This is a genomic window from Bacillus sp. Root920 (assembly GCF_001429445.1).
GTDB classification, from domain to species: Bacteria; Bacillota; Bacilli; order Bacillales; family Bacillaceae; genus Bacillus; species Bacillus safensis.
In genome coordinates, this window is the sequence record NZ_LMJV01000007.1 from 73350 (window position 1) to 92882 (window position 19533).

At 41.1% G+C, this 19533-nt stretch carries 21 protein-coding genes; 8 read left to right on the top strand and 13 right to left on the bottom strand.

Translation table 11 applies throughout. From position 1 onward, the window contains the following. Positions 1 to 7: 7 nt before the first annotated feature. The 6 genes from sucA to cdaS all read right to left on the bottom strand — a co-directional run bounded on the left by sucA (position 8) and on the right by cdaS (position 8973). On the bottom strand, positions 8 to 2842 hold the full coding sequence (gene sucA, locus ASE42_RS11570) for a 2-oxoglutarate dehydrogenase E1 component (protein WP_056767061.1): 2835 nt from the start codon (positions 2840 to 2842) through the stop codon (positions 8 to 10). 224 nt (positions 2843 to 3066) lie between these two features. Continuing rightward, positions 3067 to 4983, bottom strand: coding sequence for a vWA domain-containing protein (locus ASE42_RS11575; RefSeq protein WP_025093121.1), 1917 nt, complete (start codon positions 4981 to 4983; stop codon positions 3067 to 3069). 11 nt (positions 4984 to 4994) lie between these two features. Next, entirely contained in the window at positions 4995 to 5873 is an 879-nt protein-coding gene (locus tag ASE42_RS11580; RefSeq protein WP_024428332.1) for an ATP-binding protein, read from the bottom strand. A gap of 89 nt (positions 5874 to 5962) precedes the next feature. Further along, positions 5963 to 6541 carry a superoxide dismutase family protein gene (locus ASE42_RS11585; RefSeq protein ID WP_056767063.1) on the bottom strand — a complete coding sequence of 193 codons (579 nt, stop codon included), beginning with the start codon at positions 6539 to 6541 and terminating at the stop codon, positions 5963 to 5965. A gap of 78 nt (positions 6542 to 6619) precedes the next feature. After that, the gene (locus ASE42_RS11590) at positions 6620 to 7942 is read right to left on the bottom strand and encodes a LysM peptidoglycan-binding domain-containing protein (RefSeq protein ID WP_024428330.1); all 1323 of its coding nucleotides are present in this window, start codon (positions 7940 to 7942) and stop codon (positions 6620 to 6622) included. Between the two features lie 404 nt (positions 7943 to 8346). Further along, entirely contained in the window at positions 8347 to 8973 is a 627-nt protein-coding gene (gene cdaS / locus ASE42_RS11595) for a sporulation-specific diadenylate cyclase CdaS (RefSeq protein WP_024422691.1), read from the bottom strand. An 82-nt stretch (positions 8974 to 9055) separates the two neighbouring features. Between cdaS and ASE42_RS19365 the strand changes: the two genes are divergently transcribed. Both ASE42_RS19365 and ASE42_RS11600 read left to right on the top strand, forming a co-directional pair. Then, entirely contained in the window at positions 9056 to 9181 is a 126-nt protein-coding gene (locus tag ASE42_RS19365) for a hypothetical protein (protein ID WP_008359993.1), read from the top strand. Positions 9182 to 9240: 59 nt separating this feature from the next. Continuing rightward, positions 9241 to 10602, top strand: coding sequence for an MATE family efflux transporter (locus tag ASE42_RS11600; RefSeq protein WP_056767065.1), 1362 nt, complete (start codon positions 9241 to 9243; stop codon positions 10600 to 10602). 45 nt (positions 10603 to 10647) lie between these two features. Here the strand turns inward: ASE42_RS11600 and bshB2 are convergent, their stop codons facing one another. The 4 genes from bshB2 to rarD form a co-directional block, all read right to left on the bottom strand. After that, positions 10648 to 11313, bottom strand: a complete 666-nt coding sequence (bshB2, locus tag ASE42_RS11605; RefSeq protein WP_024422693.1) for a bacillithiol biosynthesis deacetylase BshB2 — start codon at positions 11311 to 11313, stop codon at positions 10648 to 10650. An 18-nt stretch (positions 11314 to 11331) separates the two neighbouring features. After that, positions 11332 to 11682 carry a YojF family protein gene (locus tag ASE42_RS11610; protein WP_008359999.1) on the bottom strand — a complete coding sequence of 117 codons (351 nt, stop codon included), beginning with the start codon at positions 11680 to 11682 and terminating at the stop codon, positions 11332 to 11334. Further along, a complete protein-coding gene (locus tag ASE42_RS11615) occupies positions 11679 to 11960 on the bottom strand; it encodes a hypothetical protein (protein WP_024428326.1) in 282 nt (93 codons plus the stop codon). The genes ASE42_RS11610 and ASE42_RS11615 overlap by 4 nt, the downstream gene beginning before the upstream one ends. A gap of 78 nt (positions 11961 to 12038) precedes the next feature. Continuing rightward, entirely contained in the window at positions 12039 to 12950 is a 912-nt protein-coding gene (gene rarD / locus ASE42_RS11620; RefSeq protein WP_048239421.1) for an EamA family transporter RarD, read from the bottom strand. Positions 12951 to 13036: 86 nt separating this feature from the next. On the opposite strand from rarD, the gene ASE42_RS11625 reads away from it, so the two are divergent. Then, positions 13037 to 13510, top strand: coding sequence for an Hsp20/alpha crystallin family protein (locus ASE42_RS11625; RefSeq protein ID WP_056767067.1), 474 nt, complete (start codon positions 13037 to 13039; stop codon positions 13508 to 13510). A gap of 41 nt (positions 13511 to 13551) precedes the next feature. Here the strand turns inward: ASE42_RS11625 and ASE42_RS11630 are convergent, their stop codons facing one another. Together ASE42_RS11630 and ASE42_RS11635 are read right to left on the bottom strand one after the other, a co-directional pair. After that, complete coding sequence (locus ASE42_RS11630; RefSeq protein WP_024422697.1) at positions 13552 to 13770, bottom strand: hypothetical protein; 219 nt, start codon at positions 13768 to 13770, stop codon at positions 13552 to 13554. Between the two features lie 75 nt (positions 13771 to 13845). Continuing rightward, positions 13846 to 14178 carry a winged helix-turn-helix transcriptional regulator gene (locus ASE42_RS11635; RefSeq protein ID WP_056767069.1) on the bottom strand — a complete coding sequence of 111 codons (333 nt, stop codon included), beginning with the start codon at positions 14176 to 14178 and terminating at the stop codon, positions 13846 to 13848. A 138-nt stretch (positions 14179 to 14316) separates the two neighbouring features. Here ASE42_RS11635 and ASE42_RS11640 point away from each other — a divergent pair, with 138 nt between their 5' ends. From ASE42_RS11640 to ASE42_RS11650, 3 genes are all read left to right on the top strand, one after another. Next, positions 14317 to 14934, top strand: a complete 618-nt coding sequence (locus tag ASE42_RS11640) for a nitroreductase family protein (RefSeq protein ID WP_024428323.1) — start codon at positions 14317 to 14319, stop codon at positions 14932 to 14934. A gap of 238 nt (positions 14935 to 15172) precedes the next feature. Next, positions 15173 to 15376 (top strand): DUF3311 domain-containing protein, encoded by a 204-nt coding sequence (locus ASE42_RS11645; protein ID WP_024422700.1) that lies wholly within the window; start codon positions 15173 to 15175, stop codon positions 15374 to 15376. Next, positions 15376 to 16869 (top strand): sodium:solute symporter family protein, encoded by a 1494-nt coding sequence (locus ASE42_RS11650; RefSeq protein ID WP_056767071.1) that lies wholly within the window; start codon positions 15376 to 15378, stop codon positions 16867 to 16869. The genes ASE42_RS11645 and ASE42_RS11650 overlap by 1 nt, the downstream gene beginning before the upstream one ends. A gap of 40 nt (positions 16870 to 16909) precedes the next feature. Here the strand turns inward: ASE42_RS11650 and ASE42_RS11655 are convergent, their stop codons facing one another. Then, positions 16910 to 18295 (bottom strand): S41 family peptidase, encoded by a 1386-nt coding sequence (locus ASE42_RS11655; RefSeq protein WP_034621308.1) that lies wholly within the window; start codon positions 18293 to 18295, stop codon positions 16910 to 16912. A gap of 150 nt (positions 18296 to 18445) precedes the next feature. Between ASE42_RS11655 and ASE42_RS11660 the strand changes: the two genes are divergently transcribed. Continuing rightward, positions 18446 to 19144, top strand: a complete 699-nt coding sequence (locus tag ASE42_RS11660; protein WP_024422703.1) for a class I SAM-dependent methyltransferase — start codon at positions 18446 to 18448, stop codon at positions 19142 to 19144. A 92-nt stretch (positions 19145 to 19236) separates the two neighbouring features. After that, complete coding sequence (locus ASE42_RS11665; RefSeq protein ID WP_024422704.1) at positions 19237 to 19488, top strand: hypothetical protein; 252 nt, start codon at positions 19237 to 19239, stop codon at positions 19486 to 19488. The last annotated feature ends 45 nt before the right edge of the window (positions 19489 to 19533 follow it).

The following is a 19533-nucleotide window of genomic DNA, read 5'->3' on the forward strand; positions in this document are numbered from 1 at the left end:
TTCCCCCTTAGTTTTTGCGAGTCAAGCTATCAGATACAATTCGTTCTTGTTCTTTTTTATGCACAGTTGGATCACCCTCAGCCGTACTTGAACGTCTTCTTCGGCCGATGTAACGTACTTTTACTTTTTCAGGCGCAATTTCACGTAAATATGGCTCAATGTATCCCCAAGCTCCCATATTTTGCGGTTCTTCTTGCACCCATACGATTTCTTCTAAGTTTGTCAGCTTTGTTAAAATTCCTTTAATATCTTTGGCTGGGAACGGATATAGCTGTTCCACTCTTGCAACGTGAAGCCAATCCTTCGGCTCTTCCATTTGAGTAAAACGATCACTAATATCAATGGATACCTTCCCGCTAGATAGCACGAGACGCGATACTTTTTCGTGATCATGTACAAGACCTGGCTGTTCAAGAATTGGACGGAACTGTCCATCTGTTAATTCCTGGACTTCAGACAATGTGTTCGGGTTACGAAGCAGACTCTTCGGTGTCATAATGACAAGCGGACGAATCTCTTCACGAAGCAGCATTTTCGCCTGTCTTCTAAGAATATGGAAATATTGCGCTGCACTTGTCAGGTTCGCAACTGTCCAGTTATTCTCAGCAGCTGATTGCAGGAAACGCTCTGTTCTTCCACTTGAATGCTCAGGACCTTGTCCTTCATATCCATGCGGCAGCAGCATGACTAAACCTGATTTTTGTCCCCATTTTGCACGGCCAGCTGAGATAAATTGATCGAAATACACTTGAGCCGCATTTGCGAAGTCTCCGAATTGAGCTTCCCAAATCACTAACGTTTCAGGAGAATAGACATTATAACCATATTCAAACCCGATGACTGAGCCTTCTGACAGTGGACTGTTATGAACTGTAAACGAAGCATTCGCATCACTTAGTTCATGAAGAGCAATAAATTCATCTCCCGTTTGACTGTCGTGAAGAACAAGGTTTCTTTGAGCAAAAGTACCACGCTCTGAATCCTGTCCGGTCATTCGAATTGGCGTACCGTCTTTTAATATAGATGCAAATGCGAGTGCTTCCCCAAGTGACCATTCTACTTTACGGTCATCTGTAAACACTTTTGCACGTTTTTCAAGGATCCGCTTCAGCTTACCAAATACTTGGAAATCATTCGGCCAGCTGATCAATTCTTCATTCAGCTTTCGCAATACATCAAATTCTACTGATGTATCCACTGCTGGGAAGCCGTTTGATACAGGCTCTGGCAGTTCGATTTCTTGAATCGTATGCTCTTTCTTTGAAGGCACCTTTTTATAAGCTTCTTCTATTTTTGCCGTCACAGCCTGCTCGATTTCTTCACGCTGCTCTTTTGTCAAAAGACCTTCTGAGACAAGTTTATCTGCAAAGATATTCTTGACCGTTTTGTGCTTTCTGACCGCATCGTACAGCATTGGCTGAGTTGTAGAAGGCTCATCCATTTCGTTATGACCGTATCTGCGGTAACCGATCAAGTCAATCAGGAAATCCTTCTTGAAGCGTTTGCGGTATTCTACTGCTAGCTGAACAGCCGCTAAACACGCTTCTGGATCATCTGCATTGACGTGAACAATAGGGATCTCAAATCCTTTTGCAAGGTCACTCGCATATTTCGTCGAGCGGGATTCATTGCTTTCTGTTGTAAACCCGATCATATTATTGGCAATAATATGGATGGTTCCGCCCACTTGATAGCCTACAAGTTGGCTTAAATTTAATGTTTCTGCCACAATTCCTTCTCCAGGGAATGCTGCATCCCCATGAATTAAGATGGCTAACGCTTTTTCAACGTCTTGAACTGGGTAGCCTTTTTGAGTACGTGATTCCTGAGCGGCACGCGTGCTTCCTTCAATGATTGGATCAATGAACTCCAAGTGACTTGGGTTATTAGCAAGCGTGACTCTCGCACTCTTTGTATCTTCGTCTTTAATTTGACGGTCAGCTCCAAGATGGTACTTAACATCCCCTGTCCATCCGTAGCTGATGCCAATAGAGCCTTCTGATGGAACGAGCTCTTTATTTGGCGCATGCTGGAATTCTGAGAAAATGATCTCATATGGCTTTCCTAACACATGTGCTAATACATTTAAACGGCCTCTGTGTGCCATTCCAATGTTAATATTTGAAGTCCCTTGTGTAACAGACTCTGAAATAATTTCATCAAGTACTGGGACAAGTGCGTCTAAACCTTCTATAGAGAAGCGCTTTTGCCCAACAAATGTTTTATGAAGAAACTGCTCGAACTGCTCAACTTCTGTTAATCTCTTGAATACAGAAACTAGTTTATCTGCTGGTTTTTTCTTAAATAGTTCACCAGATTCGATTGATTTTGAGAGCCAGTTTCGCTCTTCGAAGTCATGCACGTGATCAAACTCAAATGAAATGGTACGTTTATACGTATTTCTCAAATGGTTAATGGCTTCTATGCCGTTTGAAATGTGTTTTGGTGCATCCGGACTAATAATAGATATCGGAATATTCTTGACATCTTCTTCTGTTAAACCGTACTCCTTTAAAGGAAACAGCTCTTGTAATTCCTTTTCTTTGCGAAGAGGATTGACGGAAGCATTTAAATGGCCATACGTTCTGATGTCTTCTGCCAGTTTAACGACTGATGCTATCTTTTGGATTTGTTCAGAAGTAACTATGCTATTTTCTTTTTTCCCAATTTCCTCCTTCATTTCACTCGGTGGTGCACCAAGTTCATCAAATATGCCTCTTAGATCTTCATCAACACTAGTAGGATCCTGGACATACTGATCGTAGAGCTCGAGCACATAGCCGAGGTTCGGACCATGAAATTCTTCCCAACTCAACGGTTGTTTCACATCATTTTGAAACATTTTGAACACTACCCCCAACTTTGATCATCAAGTGATTGAACACTATCTCGATATAACTTCCAGAACACAATGACCAAATTTATGTAATAAAACGCTTCCAATAATATTCTACCACTGTTTTGGATTACTTTCTACATTCTTTGTTCAATTAAAGATAAAAAATTCACAGAAAAACAAAAAATTTAAATCATTCCGAAAAATAATTTGAAGAAAGGGGCAAAAGCTTATGCCCCAATGCTTTTATGCAGCAGTTTCTTCAGTAATGGATATAAAACATCTGGCAATGTATCGACATCTGGTACAAAAATGCTGAACTTGCCGTACATATCTTGAATGGTTTTCATCTGCGCTTCTTCTATCGGCGAATTGGATAAAAACACATTGATCACCTCAATGCCCTTTTTCCTCGCTTCAAGAACTGCTTCATGCGTATCGACAATCCCATTTTGTTCGTAGCTGAACGCAGCTGGCTCTCCGTCTGAAAAGACAATCAGAAACTTTTGTTCTTCTCTTCTCTTTAAAATCATCTTTGTCATTTGGCGAATCGCATAGCCATCCCGGTTATCCTCTTCTGGCTCAAGAGACATAATAGAAGGCCCTGCGTCAAATAGAGAATCTTTAAACGACACAACTGTGTTGAAGTAGTTTGGCTGGCTTGTTTCTGTTGCGTCGTTTGTATCTTCCCAAAACCCAACAATTTGATGTGGGACTTGCACGGATTTTAACGCTTCATGAAAGAGAACAATGCCTTTTTTCGTCTCATCCATCTTGTCAAACATGCTCGCTGAACAGTCTACTAATAAGGTGAAAACAGCATCAATCTGAGAAGACGGTGCCTGTTTTTTATAGAAAAGACGCGGGTTAGACTCTGTAAAGTAGCGAATCAGCTTTTTACTGAGACGTCCTGCATGAAGGTCTGTTTTAGGCCATGATTTTTTATGTTCAAGTGTTTTTTGGATCATTTGTTTTAAGCGTTTCTGATAAGGCTCAATTTCCTTCGCATGCTGCTTGTATACATCGATTTGTTCTGGCTTAGGAGGATCTGGTGAAATCATGACTGGAAAAGCATATTTGTTTTCTTTTCCATTCTCATAACCATCTGCTCCGCTTTCTTCACCTTCAGCCTCTTCCAGCGCTTCAAGCTTTGAATAATCTTTTCGGTGTGTTTGCTTTGCAGAGCCTTGGACAGTTCCGAGTGCCTGATCTCCGTCATCACCTTCTCTTGCCGCATCCTTACCAAGATCACTTTTTCCGCCGTGCTCTAAATCAAATTGAAGGAAGCTTTTGGATGGCGCTTCGGTTTCTCGATGCCACACTTCCATATACTCTTGGTGAATGTCTTCATCGCCTTCTTTTTCTCGGTCGACTTTAATGTCCTCACTTAATGTAGGTTTTCTTTTTAAGTCATGGAACAGCGGTTCTTTTGCCGCTTGTTCATAGTCCAATTCAGGGAAGAAAAAGTACGTATTCAGCATATCCTTTTCAAGGAGTTCATCGAAGCCTTCCATCAATTCTTTGACAATAGCTGCGATGTCTGCTGTTGAACCCGCATCATACACACGTTCAAGACTTGACTCAATAAACGGAATCATCGGGTTGATCTGCTCATGAAGAGGCGGAATCTCTTCGAGCGGAGAATCAGCTGTCAGCTTCACATAAATCGCACAAAAGAGTGCATCTGTTAAAATACTTCGTTCTTGGTTAATCGTTAATTGTGTCTTAAAGTGACGCCGGTACAGCTCTCTTCTTCGTTTAAATACCTTTTTTGTTCCTGGGCGGTCATGTTTAATCCGCTCTTCGATCCGGATATCTTCAAACAGCATAAACAATTGTTTACATACATCAGGAATGGATAATGTATGAGCAAAGCGAATGATCTCCTGAAATACCGTAAGATCACTATAAACCGTGCCTACTGCACGAAGGAACACATCACTTTTCAGCCCTGCTAGCATATCTTCTTGTTTACGATCATCCCAAAAATGACTGATGAAAATTTTCTTTTCAAACGGTTCATAGTAGGACTGTACACCGTATTCAAGCTCGACATCATCACTTTTTGCTAACGTTTTGGCTAAATCCGTTAATTCCATAAATAAAAATGAATCGATTCTGCTGTCATTAAATTTGATGAATTTCAAAAGTCAGAACCTCACTCGAATAATGTTTGAGCGATATTTCTTACCGCTGCTTTTTCCCGGTCATCTTCCAGCTTTTCAACAATGCCTCGTTCAACGGCACGAAGCGGTGGGATGTATTGCGCAAGATCACAAGTATCTAGGAGTGCGCGGATGGATGCTGCTTCTTCACTCACCTGTCCGTTATGAGCTTGTGTAATGAGATCTGATGAGAGCTGAACGAATTGATCAATTAACCGCTCATCCTTTAAAACAGATTGAGATTGCAGTACATCTTTCAGGATACCGCCGCCAATATATGGAACGTCAATGACAACAAAACGGTTTTTTAACGCTTCATTTAGAGGTACTGTGCCGACATATCCTTCATTGATTGCCGCAATGACGCCAAAGCCTTCTTCTGCTCGAACAACCTCACCTGTAAATGGGTTTGTCATCATTTTTCTGTAGTCGAGTACACCATTTAAAATAGGGAGTGTTTCTGGCTTCGCCATGTTGATTTCATCAATATATAAAAGATGGCCCTTTTTCATTGCTTTTGTCACAGGTCCTTCAATGAATTCAATCGAAGCCACCTGACCATCATTGTGAATGGTTTTATAGCCAATCAAGCTTTCAGCATCAAGATCAACCGAGCAGTTCACACTGTGCATCGGCTGCTGAAAGAAAGCGGATAATGTTTCTGCTAGTTTTGTTTTACCTGAGCCGGTCGGCCCCTTTAAAAGAACGTTTTTTCCTAGTGCTAATGCAATCATGGCATCTTGAATGATAGAAGTATCCTGTGATTCATAGCCGCCTGTTCCAATAAGTGGACGAAATTCTTCTTCCAGCACTTTTGCTTTTGCTTCAATCATTGCTTGAATTTCTTCTGGGAGTGATTGTTCGTTAAACATGTATGATTAATTCCTCTCTTCGATCATTTTCCTCACCAAGTATACTAAAAAAACCTTTATGCACTCAATACATAAAGGTTAGACTTCTGTTATTTTACCATTTCTTTTGTGATCGATCCGCAAGCAATGCGTTTCCCTGAATTTCCAGAAGGGTTACTTAAATAATCATCTGCTTCTGCATGAATGATAAAGCTTCGCCCATTTTGATCGATTAATTGATTCGGGCCTCCCTTTAACGTCACATCCGGTACGTTCACAACCACATCAATTTGTCCATCTGCTCCTACCTCTAAATTAGGCATATCTCCAGCATGGTGCCCCTTTGGATTGTCAAAACCATGCTCTCTATGGGTTGGATTAAAGTGAGCTCCTGCCGTTTCAAAATCTGGCGTTTCACATATTCCTGTTTCATGAATATGAAAACCGTGGGGACCTGGCGGCAGCCCTTTCGCTTTCACATGCAGATCCAGCCCATTTTCTGAGGACTCTCTTATTTCAATGCTTCCTATTTTTTGCCCGCTTTCGTTTATGAGTGACGTCGTGACTGGTGATTGTTTAGGTGCTGAAACTTCGCTTGTTTCTTCTGTCGTTTCTTTTTTCGGCGGTGCATGACATGCTGACGCAGCAAAGACCAAACATATCATGATCATCCACACTGACTTTTTCATTTATGACTGCCCCCTTTTGTTATCAGTATGGACAATCACAGCAGCGGGCAAACAAAAAAAGCCGAAAATCGGCTTTTTTTAGAAGAAACGTTTTGCACCTAAGTAGGCTTTTTTCCAATATGGGTTGCTTAAGTTCGAGATCCCTACTCCATTGTCACTTGCATGAAGGAAATCTCCTCCGCCAAGGTATAGTCCCATATGAGAAGGGCCTGCTTTGTACGTTGTAAAATAAACAAAATCTCCAACTTGTGGTGTGCTTACAGGAGTCATCATATTCCAGTAGCCAGCTGTGCTTAATCTGGATACAGATGAAACTTTGTTAATAAGATAGTAAACAAAGCCGCTGCAGTCAAATCCTGCTGGTGTATTACCGCCCCATCTGTAAGGAACGCCTGTCAGCTTTTTCCCCTCTTGAATCATTGTCGTGATCTTTGCATTCATTGGTACATCATTTTTGTTATTGTCGACTGGCTTTGTTGAACCGTTAGACGTAGAGCCATTCGATCCAGTTGAGCCGGAAGCTGCACCATTAATTTTTAATACTTGTCCAATTCTAAGCACATCACTTTTTAAGTTGTTGGCTGTGCGGATTGATTGAACCTGTACTTTGAATTGATTCGCAATTTTCCATAACGAATCGCCTGATTTTACAGTATAAGAGGTTGTTTTCCCGCTAGAAGACTGGTTACTGTTTGAATTGCTTGGTGTAGTAGGTTTTGACTGACTTGGTTTTGATGCAGCCGTTCCTTTTACTTTCAATACTTGATTCGGATAAATCATATCAGATTTTAGTCCGTTCAATGTTTTGATTTCACCAATCGACATATTTAGCGAATTCGCAATTTTCCAAAGTGAATCCCCTAATTTAACCTTGTATGTACTTGAAGATGATGAACTATTTGAGTTCGTTGTCTTGTTGCTTGAGCTGGAATTTGAAGATGAGTTTGAATTTGATGACTGGCTTCCGCTCGTCTTCGTGCTGCCAGATACCTTTAGCTTTTGACCAGGACGAATCAGGTCGCTGTTTAAGCTGTTTAGGCTCTTTAAGCTTGCAACTGACATTTTATGATTTTTTGCAATCAGCCATAAAGAATCGCCAAGCTTTACAGTATAGCTGGAAGTCGTTGAAGCACTTGATTTCTTTGCTTTTGACCCTGTTGATGAACTGGATTTCTTGCTTTTTTCACCAGGAATTTTTAAGCTTTGCCCTGCAAAAATCATTGTCGTTTTTAATTGATTAAGAGATTGAAGCTCCGAAATAGTTGTATTGTACTGTTCGGCAATCTTCCAAAGTGAGTCACCGCTTTTCACCTTGATCGTCTGTGCTTCTGCCGGTGCAGCAAACACAGCTGAGCCAGCGATCGCTGAAACTGTAAGGCCGGTTACTACTTTTTTCTTCATAGAGGAATCTCCGCCTTTCGTGATTTTGTCCATTAAGACGTATGTACTAGTTTTGAGTTTAGCATTTAATGGTTCTGCTTCTCTTGCACTATTTTATCTTTATTTCTATTATATTACTCGACATGAAGACGTTGGGCAATAACAAATAGGCTAAAGCAGCCAACTCAAAATGCTAAAAAACAAAGCCATATCGTTTCTATCGGCTGTTTGTTGTATTTATAAACATTTTTTAAGGAATTTTTAAGTTGACGTTTAGAAATTTGTCAAAACAAGCACACTGCTAGTTTCATAGTTCTATTCTACATGACAAATTTTTCTGTATCAAATGACTTTTTACTTAATTGGTCGATTTTTCTCCGCAAATAAAAAAGCATCCTTCCGAATGAAGAATGCAGCGTTCGTTTTTATTTTCTTATTTCCGGATCTTTTACGGTAAGCGGGTAAAGCACGCCTTCTTTCGCAAACGACATTTTTCCCGTTTCTTCTGATACGACAAGAACAAGTGCATCTGTCATACCAGAGAGTCCGATCGCTGCCCTGTGCCTTGTGCCAAGCGAAGGACTCACTTTTTTCGATGTAAGCGGCAGCACATTTGCAGCAGAAACAAGTGTATTTTCTTTGACTAAAAGAGCACCGTCATGCAGTGGATTTCCCGGGTAGAAAATGCTTTCTATTAAGGAAGCGCTAATTTTCGCATGAAGGTTTGTCCCTTTTTGAATAAAATCCTCAACCTCATCGCGTCTTTGGATCACAATGAGTGCTCCATGCTTTTGTTTTGATAAATTCTCAATGGCTAAAGAAAATTGAGCAAATCCTGGTGTGAATTCTTCCATATACGCTTGTAGATAAAACGACGAGGCCTCTGCATGCATTTCATTAAACTGATCATGCAATGCTTCGAGATCACAAAGTAAACACTGCTCTGTTTCATCAAGAGAATCAATGATGTCACTTGCATCCTTCATAATGTTCATTAAATGTGTTCTCATCCCGGCTTTAAATATCACTTCTTCGTTCGTCCGATGGATCATCTGATCTTTTCCCTCCTTCTTTCGCTTGTTGTTATAAAATAGCAAATTGTGCACATTCTATTTGTATGGAGGTGAGCTTAATATGACCATTCAGAAAATCATCCAATATGCTTGCAGCATTTTAGGTGTTGTCAGTCTTTCTTTTATTTATGCCCAAATGTTTAAAAAAACGAAGCCATCTAAGAAAAATAATCCGACGGAGAATTGATTTTTTTACATAGCATGATATAATTCCTCTCGTTATTTCTGTTCAGAGAGGAACTTATGATGAGAGAAACGAATAGCATTCGAGCAAAGCTGACACTATTTTTAACCATTTTGATTCCGATTTTAATCACCCAAGCAGGTCTTTCGCTTATTACCTTTTTAGATACGGTGATGTCTGGAAAAGTGAGTGCAGAAGACCTTGCGGGTGTTGCGATCGGTTCTAGTATTTGGACACCTGTTTATACGGGACTTGCCGGGATTTTGATGGCCGTTACTCCGATTGTGGCTCAGCTGATGGGCGCTGGGCATAAAGATGATGTTCCCCGGGCTGTCTTTCAGGCGATTTATTTATCCTTTCTTTTAAGTATCGCTGTGATTGTCATTGGTACGATCAGCGTTCCTTACATACTAGGAGGACTTGGACTCGAGCACTCTGTAGAGGATATTGCCCGGCATTTTCTCAGCTTTCTTGCTTTTGGCATCATTCCGCTGTTTGGTTATTCGGTGCTAAGGTCATTTATTGATGCATTAGGGAAAACACGTGTGACAATGTTCATCACGCTCACAGCACTTCCTATTAACTTTGTTTTAAATTACGTATTGATTTTTGGGAATTTTGGCTTTCCAAAGCTTGGCGGCGCGGGTGCCGGTCTTGCATCTGCAATGACGTATTGGGCGATTTTCATCATGAGTATTTTTATTGTCATTAAAACAGAACCATTTGCCTCATTTCGTTTGTTTCAAAAACTGCCCCGAATGAATATCTCCCGTATAGGGCAAATACTGAAAATTGGCCTTCCTATCGGGTTTGCGATCTTTTTTGAAACGAGTATCTTTGCAGCAGTGACGCTATTAATGGGGCACTTTGATACTATTACTATCGCCAGTCACCAAGCAGCGATGAACTTTGCTTCTATTCTTTATATTTTACCGCTTAGTATCTCAATGGCATTAACGATCGTTGTTGGGTTTGAAGCGGGGGCTAAGAGGTATAAAGACGCGCAAAGCTACAGCTATATCGGCATTGGAACGGCGGTATTATTCTCATTATGTACGGCGGCCCTCATCTTGCTATTCAGACCAGAGATCGCTGGTTTATATACAGCTGAATCAGCTGTTTTACAAATGACACAGCACTTTTTGATTTACGCGATCTTTTTCCAGCTGTCAGATGCGATTGCTGCACCCATTCAAGGGGCTCTGCGCGGCTATAAAGATGTGAATTATACGCTGATTGCTGCTTTTGTCTCTTACTGGGTCATTGGTCTTCCTGCCGGTTATCTCATTGGCACATATACCTCCTTTGGGGCGTTTGGTTATTGGATCGGACTGATTGCCGGGCTTGCCGCAGGCGCCATCGTCCTCTTTATCCGTCTCAGATTGATTCAAAAACGTCAACTCAGGCATGTATCGAATCACTAAATACAACACAAAAAAGCAGCTGACATAGATCAGCTGCTTTTTTGTTTAGTCATTCCATTGATACGTCCAGAAAATTTCTTCATCAAACCATTTTTGGACAACTGGTTCTTTGTTTTTCAGCTTTTGTTCAAGCTCTCTCAACATGCCCTCTGTTTGCGTTCTATGCGCTCTCAGTGCATTTAATTTGATATCTGCAACATCTGTAATATCAATCACAATATCCGCATGTCCAAGGACTTCTTCTCTATTTTTCGTAATGGCCATGCAGTATGTGACAGGACGGTCTTCTTTTTTCTTGCGGTAAAGAGCACGAATCACAGCTTCACCTGTCGCATCATGATCAGGATGTACACCGTGTCCTGGATAAAACGTCACAATGAGTGTCGGTTTGACTTCATCAATGATGGTTTCCATCACATCTGCTAAATACTCGTCGTCTTCAAATTCCAATGTTTTATCACGCAGGCCAAGCATACGTAAGTCTGTGATATCCATTTCTTTGCAGGCATTGATTAATTCCTGTTTTCTTAATTCAGGAAGTGTTTCACGGTTCGCATATGTCGGGCTTCCCATATTTCTGCCCATTTCTCCAAGTGTCCCGCATGCATATGTGACGGGAATTCCGCGTTTTCTGCTTTGTGCAATGAGACCAGCAACCCCAAAAGATTCATCATCGGGGTGAGGCAGCATCACTAGTACATGTTCGTTCATGACTTGTCACCCTTTCTTCTACACCTGAAATGGTGTTTCACTAATTTGTAATGAGATCGCTAGTTTGCCGTCTGGCAAGTGTCCAGCTAATAGCAGGCGGCCTTGGTCATCAAACACATAATCGGTTAATCCTTCTGCGTAAATCCAGCCATCTTCTGTTTTCATTCCAACTCGGTATGGACCTTGTCCTTTTATTTTCGCCTGTGAATAGACGACTTTCGCATTGCGGATATACGCCACAACCGTCATATTTTGTTCATTTACATGAGCTGAATAAGAACCAGTTGTCGTTTCAAGATGAACGAAGACTGGACGATTTAAAAACGATTCAAGATGTGCAGTGACATCTTCCGTTTGAATTGGTTTCATGAGTGGTTCCTTCCTTCATTTTGAATTAATTCTCGCAGCTTTTTCGTATGTAAGCTGATCAGCTGCAGCTGATGATCATGCTTAAGCTCACTTTCTAAAATTCTCTCCACAGCAAGCACATACTTTTGGTGTAATGATTTCCTTGCCCGCGGATGTGTTCGTGCATCAAGTAAATCATCACATATGGCCTCGTGTAAAGAAGACATATCATCAACATCAAGCTGACGATTTTTCCATAAAGATTGATAGGCGGCTGCAAGCTCATGAGCTGACGACATATGATCACCTCTACAGTTTTGGTAACAATTTATTATGACATGATCCGCCTGCAAAAAAAAGCAAATTGCTCGTTTGGCTTAATGAGAATTCGCTGTTTTTTTCATGCGTAATTGAGAGGTGGTAAACAGTAAAATCGCCACCCAAATACAAAGGAATGTCACAATTTTAGCTGCGGATAAGTGTTCGTGATAGACAAACAGCCCTAAAAACAGCGTAATTGTCGGTGCAATGTATTGCAAAATGCCCACTTGATAAAGTGGAATTCTTTTTGCGCCTTCTGAGAATAAAAGAAGCGGCACGGCTGTAAAAACGCCTGCAAAAAATAAGAGACCGAGCGACCCGAAGCTGTTAGGATTCATAGTCACGACAGGTTCTTTTAAGAAAAATAATAAGTACACAAGTGCAGCCGGTGCGAGAAGCAGCGTTTCAATCGTCAAACCAATCGCGCTCGTGAAGCTCATCCTTTTTTTAATCAAACCATAAAAGCCGAAGCTAAGAGCTAATAAGAAAGCAACGACAGGAAATGACCCGTATTGAACTGTTGAAAGGATCACACCAAATGCGGCAATGAGGATGGCAATGGTTTGCAATTTATTTAGTCGTTCTTTTAAGAAAATAATGCCTAATAGAACGGATACAAGCGGATTAATATAGTACCCTAAACTTGCTTCTAGCATAAGACCATGATTGACTGCCCAAATGTAAACATACCAGTTGACCGAAATTAAAATAGCAGATAAAAGTAATGAAAAAAATGCTTTACCATCCAGTATGAGACCCTTCACTGTCTGCATTGCTGGGCGGACTTGTTTTAAATACAAAAGAATACCGCACATAAACACAAATGACCATAAAATTCTGTGCGCTAAAATTTCGCCTGACGAAATATGCTCCATCAGCTTCCAATATAACGGGAATAAGCCCCAGAGTGTAAAAGATGCTGCCGTGTAGAGAACACCTTTTGATTGCTGTTCGTTCAATGTAACCATCCCTTTCTAAATCTAACGTATATTATAGCACGCACGCAGGCGAATGGGCATATACTAATTCAGGGCATTTAGAAAGGATGATTCACATGTTTGACTGGAACCGATTATTCCCTTTTCAAAAGCAGTTCTCAAAAGAAGCCTTAAAGAATTCAGATCCTAAAGACGTTGAGCAGTATGTCAATCAAGTCATGGAAAGTGTATTCGGCTCCAATTATCCTGCTCAGTTCCCATTTCAGGACCCCCTTTCTCAAAATCAAAAAACGAGAGAAACTGATGCCGAAAAAGAAAAAGAGCCAGAAGTCGAAGTGTTCGAGACGACTGATCATGTGTTTGTCAAATTTGAACTTGCTCGTCCGAACACAGAAAAAGTCAAAATCAAACATACAGCCAATCTGCTGTTTATTGATCATTTTCCTGAAGAAGGGACGCAGAAGAAAGTCGTTCTCCCTGCTGCTGTGAAACGAAAAGGAACGAAGGCGTCGTATCAAGACGGTATATTGGAAATTATGTTTTTAAAGCATGATGATCCAGGAATTTCTGAAATTGATATTCCATTATAAAAAGCCTGCTTTAAGAACGGAAGCAGGCTTACTCTTTTTTCTTAATAGTATGGTGGATATCCGCCGCCATATGGTGGTGGAGCAGGCGGTGGTGGCGGCGGGTAATATGGACGGGGATAATTAAAAATCGCACTTCCTAGAAATCCGCCAAGCAGTCCGCCGACTAAAGGAGCGCCAAAACCAAAAAACAAAGGGACTCTGGATTCATATGGCGGAATGCCAGGGGCGCCGCCTCGAAAATACGGAGTATGAGGGTACATGCATTTCTCCTCCTTTGTCATGTGCCTAACATCAGCATATTCATCAGGAGTCAAAATGTTTGGGCAAACCTGAAACTAGGCTTGCTCCTTTTTCCCGTGTGAGTCTGTATACTCGCCTGCCCACCGAGATACCTCATGAAACACATCATGTAACGCATTCCCTTTTTCAGTTAAACTGTAAATGACTTTGACAGGCGTCTCAGGCAGGACGGTACGCTCTATAATCCCTTCTTGCTCGAGCTCTTTTAAACGCTCTAAGAGCATTTTTTGACTGATCGACGGGATCGTGTCTGTGAGGTCTTTAAAACGCTTTGGTCCATCAAGCAATACATGTATAATGAGACCGTTCCACCTTTTGCCTAGGAGTAAAAAAGCTTGCTGAATGTGTGGACATAATTGGAATTCCATAAATTTCAGCCTTTCTTTTCATGATTGTTTGACAAACTAACGGTGTACAATTTAAAATAACTCTAGTTACAATAAGTAAGTTTCTCACTTTTTAGTTATTGTACCATATTATTTGCAAAAACGGGAGGAAATATCCATATGGCGACCGATCAAAAAACAATTGACATCTTAAAACAAAGAGCTTCAGTAAAAGAGTATGATACTTCTCATGAAATGACAAAAGAAGAGTTAACAGAGCTTCTTGAAATCACAACAAAAGCACCATCTGCTTGGAACCTTCAGCATTGGCATTTCACTGTTTTCCATAGTGCTGAAGCAAAAGCAAAATTACTTCCAATCGCTTACAACCAAAAGCAAGTATCACAGGCATCAGCTGTTATTGCAGTTCTAGGTGACCTTGAAGCTAACCAAAATGGCGAAAAAATCTACAGTGAGCTGGCAGAACAAGGTTTCATTACTGAAGACATTAAAGAAACATTGATGACTCAAATCAATGGCGCATACCAAAGCGAGCAATATGCACGCGAAGCAGCGTATTCAAATGCTTCATTAGCTGCTATGCAATTAATGATTGCGGCCAAAGCAATGGGCTATGATACATGTGCAATGGGTGGTTTCAGTAAAGACGCGTACATCAAAGAATTCAATGTAAGCGGCCGCTACGAGCCGGTTATGCTGATTTCAGTTGGTAAAGCAGCGAAAGAAGCTCATAAAAGCAACCGTTTCGACATCGAAGAAGTTTCTGATTTCCTTTAAAAATTGGCAAAGCCTCAGCCTTTATGCTGGGGCTTTTTTATTGGCTTTAAATATTATTTCTACATACTTTCTTTCACCTTCCCCCTCTTTACAACTTCACTCTTTCTCCTTTTTCAAGAATGAAAGCGTTATATTAGTATGATATTCACTAAAATGATTGTTTTTTCTGAAAATGGTCTTGTGATCTAATCTGACAACTGCTATTATTATGAAATTACAAAATATTCAGGAGGAAATCATGAACAAAAAATTGATGCTGGCACTACTAATCGCGATTCCATTCATCGGACAGCTCGCATTGCTGCCTTTTGCGAACCGCATTCATCCATTTGTCATCGGCCTGCCCTTTTTCCACTTCTGGCTCTTGCTATGGATTGTACTCACACCAATTTGCACATTTATCATTTATAAGATGCAACATTCAAATGGAGGAACTGACTAATGCAAGGAAATTTAACAGCTTTATTGATTACTGCAAGTATTATTTTCATCGTCGTGGTCATCGGATTTGCCGCTGGTCGTGACAAATCATCAAGACAGTCAGTAGAAGAATGGTCTGTCGGCGGAAGAAAATTTGGCGGACTGCTCGTCTGGTTCCTCGTTGGCGCAGATTTATATACAGCTTATACCTTTTTAGGGCTTACAAGTACAGCCTATACAGCTGGAAGCGTCGCTTTTTTCGCTATTCCTTATTCAGTCTTAGCTTATTTTATTGCTTATTTCTTTTTACCGAAACTATGGACGGTTGCGAAAAATCACAACCTTACAACACTTGCCGATTATGCACGTGAGCGGTTTGACAGCAAGCTGTTATCCAGTTTGATTGCGATTGTTGGAGTACTTATGCTGATTCCTTATATTTGTCTTCAGCTGAGCGGAATTCAAGATACGTTAACTGTCGCTGGAACTAATTATATTAATGTGAATGCAGTAGTTATTATTTCATTTATTTTAGTCGCACTTTATACATTTTTTAGTGGTATTAAAGGTCCTACATATACAGCCATTATTAAGGATATTCTCGTTTGGGTGATCATGCTGTTTATGGTCGTTTCACTGCCAATTATTCATTTTAACGGCTGGACACCGATGATGAACACGTTAGCCAAAGAAGCACCTCAGCTTCTAACCATCCCTGAAAGCGGTCCTAAGGGAATTTTATGGTTCATTACTGCTTCAGGCGTTTCTGCTCTTGCTTTGTTTATGTGGGCACACGCCGCAACTGGGGTTTTTACAGCCAAAAGCGCAGATGCCATCCGTAAAAACAGCATGTTTTTGCCTCTTTATAATATTGTATTGATTTTGGTCATCTTCCTTGGATTTATTGCTTTTTTAGTCTTACCAGAAGATACAAATCCAAGATTTGCTCTTCTTCATTTAATTCAAACATCATATGGCGGCGTGATGCAGGGGCTCGCTTATTCAACGATTGCACTGGCTTCCCTCATTCCATGCTCCATCATGGCCATTGGCGCATCAAATTTATTTGCCAATAATTTATACCGTGACTTAATTCATCCGAATGTGTCACCTAAAAGATTGACCATCATTACACGTTCGATGGTGTTTATCGTCATCGGACTCGCTCTTTTATTCGGGATGCTGTTCCCAACTGCACTTGTCACGCTTCAGCTCATTGGTGTTTCAGGAATGGTTCAAATCTTCCCAGCTATTGCCATCAGCTTGTTCTGGAAAAAACAATCGAGAGAAGCAACGATTGCCGGGTTAGTCGTTGGAATCATCGTTACCTTTACAGCCAATATCTCACAAGTTACGTTTGGTCTTTACGAAGGTTTTCTTGGTTTACTAGCAAACGTCGTCGTCATCTTGATTTTGAATCCATTCTTCCAAAACAAGGTCACATCCAATTCTGTCATGAATGATCTATTTGAAAAGGATCATGAAAAAACAGAAGCGATCACAAACGAAGTGTAAGGATAAGAAAAAGCAGTCCCCTGATGAGGACTGCTTTTTTTTATTTCATTTCTTTTTTCAAGACTTCAATGGCTTTTTTCATTTGTGTATCGTTGTTCTTTAGCTTATCTTGGATCTTTGTCATCAGAACGGTCGTTGTATCTCCTGTCAGAATACCGTCTGCCTTGAGATCGTTGTCTGTTTGGAAGTTTTTGACGATAGACTGGAATGCTTGATCGTACTCACCGTTTGCTTTTGCTTTGTAGCCAAGCGCTTGGAACATTTTTTGAGCTGCTTTGACTTCATCTCCATTGTCATTTAGCTCATATGATTTTTTCGGGCTTAAGTACGGCAGCTTTGCATAACTTGGGAGAGCTGCTTTCACCTGTGGTTCGATACCTTTTTTGTGAATCCAAGAACCGTCTGGTGTCAGCCATTTTGCAATGGTTAACTTGACACTAGAACCATCATTATAGTTTTGCGCATTTTGAACAGTTCCTTTGCCAAACGTCTTTTCACCCACAATTTGAATGCCTGAAGATTGGTGCAGAGCCGCCGCCATGATTTCAGCAGCGCTGGCTGAACCGCCATTTACAAGGACAACTGCCGGCTGATGGACTTTGCGTTCTTTTTCAGCCTTGTACACTTGTTTCTTCCCTTTTTCTTCAACCTGCATGATGACTTTCCCTTTATCAATAAAGTCATTGCTCATTTCAATGGCTTCTGTCATGATGCCGCCTGGATTATCTCTCAGGTCAATGACAAAACCTTTTGCCCCTTTTTTCTCAAGGTCATCAATTGCTTTATCCAGCTCTTTCGATGTGGTTTCAGCAAAGGACGTAATTTGGATTTCTCCTATTTTGTCTTTTGTGAGTTTTGCATACACCGTTTCAAGTGGAATCGTGTCTCTTGTGATGGTCACATCTACATTGCCGACTCCTTGACGGTTAAGATGCAGCTTAACATCCGTTCCTTTTTTCCCTCTAATGAGAGAGACTGCTTTATTGACCGACATTCCTTTGGTGCTTTTTCCATTCACTTTTAAAATATGATCATGCGGTTTCAAACCAGCTTTTTCAGCAGGAGAGCCTTTAATCGGCGCAACAATTAAAATTTGTCCATCCTTCTCTTCAACTTGTGCACCAATTCCTTCAAATGAAGAAGAAATGGTATTGTTAAATCCTTCGGCTTCCTCCTGATCCATATATGTAGAGTATGGATCATCAAGTGATGCAATCATTCCTTGGATCGCACCATCTACTAGTTTTTGATCATCCGTTTTTTCGTAATACTCATCCTTTACCTTCGTATACGCAGCCATGAGTTTACTAAACTTCTCGTCTCCTGAGACGCTGACAGCACCTTGTTTTGTGATCACAAATGTAATCGCTGAGGACAGTGCAGCAGTCACGAGAATGGCTACCACGAACTTCATTTGTTTTTTCAAAAAAACACCACCTTTATCTCCTTTCATTATTATCAAGGACGAGGCTTCATCCGTCAACCAAAGGATCAACTTCTATTTGAAAAGATAAGCCATTTGCCCCTCTATTGCATAATCTTTAGAGAGGAACAGGATAAGGAAAGAAGGGATTATATGAGTGATTATGTAGAAATGCTTGCTTATTTTGGCGTATCAGGTGCCCATCCTGGCGGAATTGAGTTAACAAAAACGATGATTGAGCATATAAAACTGCCGCCTCATGCACGAATACTGGACGCTGGATGCGGTACAGGACAGACCGCCGCCTATTTAGGAAATATTGGTTATCAGGTGGAGGCCATTGATACGCATCCATTGATGATTGAAAAGGCGAACCTGCGATTCAAACGGGAGGAACTGCCGATCCGTGCTTTAGAGGCATCCATTGAGCAGCTGCCCTTTCCAGATCAAGCGTTCTCTCTACTCATCAGTGAATCTGTTTTAAGCTTTACCAAGCTGCCTGATGCACTAGCTGAAATCAAACGTGTGCTTGCTCCTGGCAGTCAACTGATTGCAAATGAAGCTGTGTTAAAAGCCCCTCTTACGCCTGAAGAGCTGGCAGCTGTTCGAAATTTTTACGGCTTTCACTCGCTCTTGTCGCTTGAAGAATGGAAGGAGCAGTTAACAGCAGCAGGCTTCCGTGACATTCAGATTCTTTCATTCGATGAACATATGGTGCAGGAGGAACCGACAGAGATGGAATTATCTGAACACATACCGCCTTCTCTTTACGAGACACTGCAAACACACTACGATCTCATTCAAGCACACCGAAAGCAGCTAAGCCACATTCTATTTGAATGTACCGTATAAAATGAGCGAATCTCCTATATGTTTTGTCCAAACTCTATGAAGTCTCTCGCATAGGATAAGAGTGAAAAGAGTTTGTCATAAGGAGGAAAAACATGGAGCGCTACTACAAGCTTTGTCAGCAGCACATGGGGAAAGTCGCTAGAATTACTGACCGTAATGGCAGAGTACACGTCGGACGCATTGAGCGTGTGACAAACCGCAAAGTTTATATTCGTCCAGTCGGCGGGTCTCGCGGAGGCTTTGGCTTTGGCTATTGGGGCGGATATTATGGCTGGGGTGCAGCGTATGGCATCGGCCTCGGTTTCATTACCGGCTTCGCATTAGCAGGATTGTTCTTTTTTTAAAAGAAGAATAAGAGAAGGCCTCCCGAATAGCTGGGAGGCCTTTAA